Annotated in this window: 7 protein-coding genes; 5 read left to right on the forward strand and 2 right to left on the reverse strand. The window is 44.8% G+C overall.

Annotation, left to right across the window (positions count from 1 at the left end; translation table 11 throughout):
- The 5 genes from trpD (at nt 1) to VPNCDNU1_RS23350 (ending at nt 6047) form a co-directional block, all read left to right on the forward strand.
- Nucleotides 1-999 carry an anthranilate phosphoribosyltransferase gene (gene trpD, locus VPNCDNU1_RS23330; RefSeq protein ID WP_104402571.1) on the forward strand — a complete coding sequence of 333 codons (999 nt, stop codon included), beginning with the start codon at nt 1-3 and terminating at the stop codon, nt 997-999.
- 5 nt (nt 1000-1004) lie between these two features.
- Complete coding sequence (gene trpCF / locus VPNCDNU1_RS23335) at nt 1005-2402, forward strand: bifunctional indole-3-glycerol-phosphate synthase TrpC/phosphoribosylanthranilate isomerase TrpF (protein WP_104402572.1); 1398 nt, start codon at nt 1005-1007, stop codon at nt 2400-2402.
- A 38-nt stretch (nt 2403-2440) separates the two neighbouring features.
- On the forward strand, nt 2441-3631 hold the full coding sequence (trpB, locus tag VPNCDNU1_RS23340; protein ID WP_104402573.1) for a tryptophan synthase subunit beta: 1191 nt from the start codon (nt 2441-2443) through the stop codon (nt 3629-3631).
- Nucleotides 3631-4437 (forward strand): tryptophan synthase subunit alpha, encoded by an 807-nt coding sequence (gene trpA, locus VPNCDNU1_RS23345; RefSeq protein WP_104402574.1) that lies wholly within the window; start codon nt 3631-3633, stop codon nt 4435-4437. Before trpB ends, trpA begins: the two co-directional genes overlap by 1 nt.
- Before the next feature lie 350 nt (nt 4438-4787).
- Nucleotides 4788-6047 carry a dicarboxylate/amino acid:cation symporter gene (locus tag VPNCDNU1_RS23350; protein WP_104402575.1) on the forward strand — a complete coding sequence of 420 codons (1260 nt, stop codon included), beginning with the start codon at nt 4788-4790 and terminating at the stop codon, nt 6045-6047.
- An 88-nt stretch (nt 6048-6135) separates the two neighbouring features.
- On the opposite strand, the gene VPNCDNU1_RS23355 is transcribed toward VPNCDNU1_RS23350, so the two are convergent.
- Together VPNCDNU1_RS23355 and VPNCDNU1_RS23360 are read right to left on the reverse strand one after the other, a co-directional pair.
- Nucleotides 6136-6612 (reverse strand): helix-turn-helix domain-containing protein, encoded by a 477-nt coding sequence (locus VPNCDNU1_RS23355; RefSeq protein WP_104402576.1) that lies wholly within the window; start codon nt 6610-6612, stop codon nt 6136-6138.
- 241 nt (nt 6613-6853) lie between these two features.
- Nucleotides 6854-7894: an acyltransferase family protein gene (locus VPNCDNU1_RS23360; RefSeq protein ID WP_104402577.1), complete on the reverse strand. Its 1041-nt coding sequence runs from the start codon at nt 7892-7894 to the stop codon at nt 6854-6856.
- Nucleotides 7895-8093 lie beyond the last annotated feature (199 nt).

Raw genomic sequence — 8093 nt, forward strand, 5'->3', positions numbered from 1 at the left:
ATGGAACACATTATAAACAAGCTCTACGACCAGCAATCTCTGACCAAAGACGAAAGTCAGCAGCTTTTTGATGCCATCATCAAAGGTGAAATGGACCCTATTCTGTTAGCTGCTGTACTTACGGCTTTGAAAATCAAAGGCGAAACACCTAACGAAATTGCAGGGGCGGCTTCAGCATTACTGGAAAATGCCAACCCTTTCCCACGCCCAGATTATGACTTCGCTGATATCGTTGGCACGGGCGGTGACGGCTCTAATACCATAAACATCTCAACGACAGCGGCGTTTGTTGCTGCCGCGTGTGGTGTAAAAATCGCAAAACATGGTAACCGAGGCGTTTCCAGCAAATCTGGCTCGTCTGACTTGCTAGACTCTTTCGGCATTAATCTCGCCATGAGTCCTGAAGATACGCGTAAAGCGGTGGATGATTTAGGTGTCGCGTTCCTATTTGCGCCCCAATATCACGGTGGTGTGCGACACGCGATGCCTGTTCGCCAAACCATGAAGACTCGTACCATCTTCAATATTCTTGGCCCTTTGATCAACCCTGCTCGTCCAAACATCGAACTAATGGGTGTGTACGATGCAGCACTGGTACGCCCTATCGCAGAAACGATGTTGCAAATGGGTATGAAGCGTGCAGCTGTCGTTCATGGCAGTGGCTTAGATGAAGTGGCGATCCACGGCGATACATTAGTTGCAGAAATCAAAGACGGTAAGATTGAAGAATATACGCTGTCCCCTGCTGATTTCGGAGTCAATACTCACCCATTGGAAGCCATTAAGGGTGGAGAGCCAGCCGAAAACCGTGCGATTATTACCGATATTTTGACGGGTAAAGGGACAGAAGCTCAGCTGTCGGCGGTTGCGGTTAACGTTTCTTTGCTACTGAAGCTGTTTGGAAACGAAGATCTGAAAGCCAACACCCAGAAGGCCATAGATGCGATGAATTCTGGCAAAGCGTATGAACTCGTAAAACAATTGGCAGAGAGAGGCTAACCACAATGTCTGAACACATTACCAAGCACAACCGAGATATGGCGCAAGTGCTAGCAAAAATTGTTGATGACAAACACGTTTGGGTTGCCGAGCGTAAGAAATCTCAGCCTCTAGAGACATATCAGTCTGCGCTAGTGCCTTCTGATAGAAGCTTTTACGATGCGTTATCGCAAGATAAATCCGCGTTCATTTTAGAATGTAAAAAGGCATCCCCTTCCAAAGGGCTCATTCGGGATGATTTCGATTTGGATTACATTGCCTCGGTTTACAACAACCATGCCAGCGCAATCTCTGTCTTAACGGATGAAAAGTACTTTCAAGGTAACTTTGATTTCTTGCCCCAAGTAAAAAAACAAGTTTCTCAGCCAGTACTGTGCAAAGACTTTATGATAGATGTCTATCAAGTGTATCTCGCTCGTCATTATCAAGCGGATGCCATTTTGTTGATGCTTTCTGTGCTGGATGACGACCAATACAAAGCGCTTGCAGAGGTCGCAGACAGTTTGAACCTCGGTATTCTTACAGAAGTCAGTAACGACGAAGAACTTGAAAGAGCCATTGCATTAAAAGCGAAAGTTGTCGGGATCAATAACCGAAACTTGCGGGATTTATCCATCGATTTGAATCGAACAAAAGAACTGGCACCTAAGTTACCTGAGGGTACGATTGTTATCTCTGAATCCGGTATTTATAACAACCAACAAGTCCGCGATCTTGCAAAATACGCTGACGGTTTCTTGATCGGCAGTTCACTCATGTCTGAAGACAATCTTGAACTTGCTGTTCGTCGAGTTTTACTGGGTGAAAACAAAGTATGTGGGCTTACTCAAGCGGATGACGCTGTAAAAGCTTACCAATCTGGAGCGGTTTATGGCGGCCTGATCTTTGTTGAAAAATCCAAGCGATTCGTTGATGCAGACAAAGCTCGCAGAGTCATGAGCGGCGCACCGCTTCATTATGTGGGCGTTTTTCAAAATCATTCCGTACAAGATATAGCTTCTATTGCCAATGACTTGGGGCTGGCGGCTGTCCAGCTTCATGGCGACGAAGACCAAACATTTGTAAATACACTGAAAACAGCCCTACCTGAGCAATGCCAAATCTGGAAGGCTTACGGTGTGACCGATAAAGCACCTCAGCTTTTAGACCAACACATCAATCGACACCTATTAGATTCCAAAGTTGGGAATCAGTCTGGCGGTACAGGAGTCACATTTGATTGGTCGCTCATTGGTGAAGAAAAGAACATCATGCTTGCTGGTGGGCTCTCGCCAGAAAATGTAAGAGACGCCGCGAATCTTGGTTGCCTCGGGTTGGATCTAAACTCTGGAGTAGAAAGTTCTCCGGGCCATAAAGATCAAGCCAAGCTAACCGAAGCATTTAAAGAAATTAGACACTACTGATCACAAACGAAAAACTCGTTTAAAGTTAAGGAATTATCATGGCAAAACTTGATGCCTACTTTGGAGAATATGGTGGTCAGTATGTACCACAAATCTTGGTGCCAGCGCTTGAACAATTAGAACAAGCGTTTATTGATGCCCAAGAAGATCCCGATTTTCATGCCGAGTTTATGGGCTTACTGCAAGAGTACGCTGGTCGCCCAACTGCTCTAACGCTGACTCGCAATTTGACTAAAGGGACAAAAACAAAACTGTACCTTAAGCGCGAAGACTTGCTTCACGGCGGTGCACATAAAACCAACCAAGTACTTGGTCAAGCATTACTTGCCAAACGCATGGGCAAAAACGAGATCATTGCAGAAACGGGCGCAGGTCAGCACGGCGTGGCAACTGCACTGGCTTGTGCGCTCCTTGGCTTGAAGTGCCGCGTATACATGGGTGCAAAAGACGTCGAGCGTCAAAGCCCCAACGTGTTCCGTATGAAACTTATGGGCGCGGAAGTGATTCCTGTGCATTCAGGCAGCTCCACGCTGAAAGATGCGTGTAACGAAGCGCTGCGTGACTGGTCTGCTTCTTACGAGACAGCGCACTACCTTTTAGGTACGGCAGCGGGTCCTCACCCATTCCCAACCATTGTTCGTGAATTCCAACGCATGATTGGTGAAGAAACCAAGAACCAGATCCTTGCTCGAGAAGGTCGACTACCAGACTCCGTCATTGCGTGTGTTGGCGGTGGCTCGAACGCCATTGGTATGTTTGCCGATTTCATAGAAGAAACCGATGTAGCACTTATTGGTGTAGAGCCGGCTGGTTTGGGTATTGATACTGACCAACACGGCGCGCCACTTAAACACGGTAAAACGGGTATCTTCTTTGGTATGAAAGCTCCGTTAATGCAAGACAGCCATGGACAAGTGGAAGAGTCTTACTCTGTCTCGGCAGGTTTGGATTTCCCTTCAGTTGGTCCTCAGCATGCACATTTGAACGCAACAGGCCGAGCGGAGTACGTGGCGATAAGCGATGATGAAGCATTGGAAGCCTTCCAAACTCTCGCTCGAAACGAAGGTATTATTCCTGCGTTAGAGTCTTCTCACGCACTGGCTTATGCCTTGAAAATGGCACATGACAACCCAGAAAAAGAACAAATTTTGATTGTGAACTTATCCGGTCGTGGTGATAAGGATATATTCACTGTTCACGATATTCTTGAGAAAAAAGGAGCGCTGTAATGGATCGTTATCAAGCTATGTTCGCCCGCTTGGCTGAAAAAAACCAAGGCGCATTTGTTCCTTTTGTTACTGTTGGCGATCCAAACCCAACGCAATCTCTGAAAATAATGGAAACGCTGGTCGAAGCAGGTGCCGATGCACTTGAACTGGGCTTCCCGTTCTCCGATCCGTTGGCGGATGGTCCAACGATTCAAGGTGCGAATATCCGCGCTTTGGATTCCGGAACAACACCCGATATTTGTTTTGAAAGCATTGCAGCAATTCGTAAGCAATACCCAGACTTGCCAATTGGATTACTAATGTACGCCAACTTGGTTTACGCCAACGGTATCGAGAGTTTCTACAAGCGTTGCTCAGATGCTGGAATTGACTCTGTACTGATCGCTGATGTACCAACAAACGAAAGCAAAGAGTTTGTAGAAGCTGCGCACAAATATGGTATTCACCCTATCTTTATCGCACCACCAACCGCATCCGATGAAACGCTTCAACAAGTGTCTGAATTGGGCGGTGGCTACACCTACTTACTCTCTCGTGCAGGCGTAACAGGTGCAGAAACAAAAGCGAATATGCCTGTTGGTGACATGTTGAGCAAACTGTCTCAGTTTAACGCACCACCAGCATTACTTGGTTTTGGTATTTCCGAGCCAGCACAAGTTAAAGAGGCGCTAGAATCAGGAGCGGCTGGCGCTATTTCCGGTTCTGCTGTCGTGAAAATCATTGAGGCGAACGTTAATGATGAACCAGCGATGCTTTCAGCTCTTGCTCGCTTCGTGGAACCAATGAAAGCGGCAACAGAAAAATAGTCGAGCGAGCTCAAACCAATAGGTTCGGCTCACCTCGACTGTTACACCCTCTACTAAACAAAAACGCAACATTTGTGCTAAATGTTGCGTTTATTTTACGTTCTGTTTAATCGTTTTTGTTTCACTCGCTTGAACTCGAATAAACAACCTCTCTCATATCCTTAGCAAACGTTTGCCCTGCATGTTTATTCAAAAAACCACAGATCACCTATTTTTTCTAACTTATTCGCCTAGGTTATATTGATCACATTTCCAATTCGGTGTAAAAAGCCAAGCAAGATTTTCATCTGCTTTTTATTATCCATGCAGATTCAAAATCCAACATCGGCAACATATACAGCACAGAGGTTATGGAAGTGTTAAAAAATAAGGGTTTATTAAGCAATATCGGCGTTCAAGTTGTTATTGCCATGGTTTTAGGTACCGTTGTCGGCGCCTATATGGGAAGCTCTGCATCATTGTTTGCACCTTTGGGCTCGATCTTTATTGCATTAATTAAAATGCTAGTGATCCCATTGGTTGCAGTAGCGCTGATTTCAGGAGCTGCAGGGCTAGGTGACAGCCATTCTGCGGGTAAAGTGGGCGTATTCACACTGGGCTTTTTTGCTGTCACTTCTGCACTAGCGGTGGCACTAGCATTGATAATGGGCTCCGTTTTTCAACCGGGCGTCGGTATTGATGTGTCTGGTGTCGAAAGTATGTTTTCAAACCAGTACGCCTCTAAAGGTGAGCTCCCTACTTTCTGGGCGACCGTTATCGGCATGATCCCTACCAACGTTTTCCAATCTTTGAATGAAGCGAACATTCTTCAAATATTGGTCTTTTGCCTTTTCTTCGGGATCGCGGTTTCAAAATTAGAGAAAGAAAAACGCACACCACTTATCAATGGCGTAAACGCAATTGTTGATGCCATGGTTTGGATGATCAATTGCGTTATGAAAATTGCACCAATTGGTGTATTTGGCTTAATGGCAGACGCTGTGGGTACTTTCGGGTTCAGTGCTCTAACCGTTGTGATTAAACTCTTCTTTGTATACGTTGCTGCCATTCTGATTTTTGGTTTTGTTGTATACCCAGCATTGGTTCATGTCTTTACAAAAACCTCGGCGAAGAAATTTATCTCTGCAATGAAGAAGCCTCAAGCCGTCGCGCTTTCTACGGCATCTTCAATGGCTACGTTGCCGGTAACACTAGATACTGTAGAGCACGAGCTTAAGGTACGAAACTCCACTGCCTCGTTCGCATTGCCGCTAGGTGCAACCATCAACATGAGCGGTAACGCCATTTACTACGGTCTGGTCGCCATTTTCTTTGCACAGTTGTTCAATGTGGATCTTAGCCTTGCTTCGTACGCTGCCATTATCGTAACGGCAACGTTGGGGGCAGTAGGTCAAGCTGGTGTACCTGGTCCGTCTTTCCTTGTTGTTGCTGTTCTATTGGCTGCCGGTATCCCTATTGAAGGCTTGCCCCTGCTGTTTGCACTAGACCGCATCTTCGACATGATTCGAACGGCTCTGAACATTACAGGTGATGCAGCCTGTGCTGTTATCGTGGATTCGCTTATCGATGAAGACGAGACCAATGCACAACATAAAGTGCAAAACACCTAATTAAACATTCAAAAAAGTTGACTGAAAGCAAAAAGAAGGAAGCTGATTGGCTTCCTTCTTCTTAAATATTTTTCCACCTGCGTATTGTCTACTTCTTCATTCGCTTTTCGATTTCTCTTTTTTCCCAGTCATCGCCGAAAAAGTTAAACAATTCAAATGCTCGGACCCCTTGCGAAACAATGCCGATTCCCCAACCAAACACGACCCACCATACCCACATATATTCAGGGCTAGTTACTAAATTTACGATAAACAAAAGTCCAATTGTCACACCATAAGACAATAAGCTTGAGTAAAAGCTTTTCAAACGCTTCACTTTTCTCGCTACTCGCGCTTCTTCTACATTAACGTTTTCGTTTATTACTGTTTCTACGTTTGTCATGGGTGTATCCTGCTGTAAAGTTTTAATGTCTACTTCAAACACCGCTGCTAGCGACTTAAGGGATTCCAGTCCGGGCTTACTCCCCTGCTCTATTCTTTGAATGGTTCTAACACTCAACCCGCTCATTTGAGAAAGTTGTTCTTGCGACCATCCTCGATCATTTCTTAGAGCTTTCAAATTCATAGCAACGCCTTGTTGATGTGACTAACTTTATCCGATTTCAGACCCGACATTGAACGACACTTTGCTGACATTCAGGTGACAGTCTTTGTTTTTCAACCAGTTAGATTAACGTAAAGTAACACCCGTGCATATTACGAACTTCTCAATTTCAAACGATAACATCAGAATTTCGACTAGACGTCGAATTGAATAATACGAAAATTGAACTTGAGCTTGGCTCGATATTTCGACGGTATGCGATTTACACATCGCTAACCGTCACAAGTTCTCTGTTCTTCCTAAAGCGTTTAGAGAACCAGAGGTTTTCAATTTTTGTCACTGACTTTCCTAAACAGAGCAAGCGGGTAATGTTTGTCCCTAGCAACAATTTTTCAGCGACAATTGGTCCCACGATTCCGGCAAGCAATGACGCGGTAAAAAGCAGGTGAGTATTCTCAACACCAGCTTTGTTGAGGATGATTCGGAAAGCGGCAGTAAAGAAAACATGAAAGAGATAAATTGAGTAGGAATACGCCCCTACTCTTGTGAGCAACTTGTTCCTTCCGCGAACAGACAATGCACCAATGCAAAATACTGCTCCTACGAATAACCCATAGACAGTTCGTTTGTCATGCACATGAAGGTAACCAAGCGCATTCAGTATAAGTAACGCAAAAACCAGCGCTAGTAACATCCAGCCATGCCATATCGAAAGATGCCGAATTAAGTTAAACCTGTGTATCGCTACGCCAAGTAAGAAAAATGGGAGCAAATAAACAGCACCAGACAAAGCAAAATAAGGCATATCAAAGCTAGAGGTATAGACAAAGGTTACCAGTCCAAAAATGGCTGAAAACAGCAGCAAGCTACTCAGACATTTCAGGGTTTCAAATATTGCTACACACGCAAATATGATGAATAGCGCCTCTACGAACCAAAAATGTGCCACAGGTAAAACATGCAACATCGACCAATTGTATTGCTCAGCATTGGCGCTAGGGGTCAACGATTGCAAAACCGCAAAGCTCGTTCCGACAACCAGCATTGGCAAGAGCAACCTTCGCGCTTTTCCAGAGAAAAATTTTCGATAATCACCGTTAAAAGGCCGATATGCGTAAACCAACCCCGATAAGAAGGTAAAGATGGGCATCCTAACGTAACCTAGAAGATCATTAACTTCCCGATACACACCCTCTTCAAGTCTCAATCCGTTAAAAGGTGTGTTACCAACTACATGGTATGCCACAAGTAAAATACACGCGAAGCCACGAAGCGTGTCGATTTCCTGTCTGTCGTTATTCATTTTTTGTTCTTCAGTAAAGAAGCCCTGTGGGGCAAAAAGGGAAATAAGTTGGAAGGGAAGATCTCAAGAGCGTGATCTGGCTAAGGAAGCTGCTCAGAAAATAAGAGCAAGAACATAAACCTGATACCAATCACAGTAAGTAAGTGATTATAAATAGCGAAGGAAAAACGCTTGAGAACAAGGCAAAAAATTTCGATAA

This window comes from Vibrio penaeicida (assembly GCF_002933855.1).
Lineage (GTDB): Bacteria > Pseudomonadota > Gammaproteobacteria > Enterobacterales > Vibrionaceae > Vibrio > Vibrio penaeicida_A.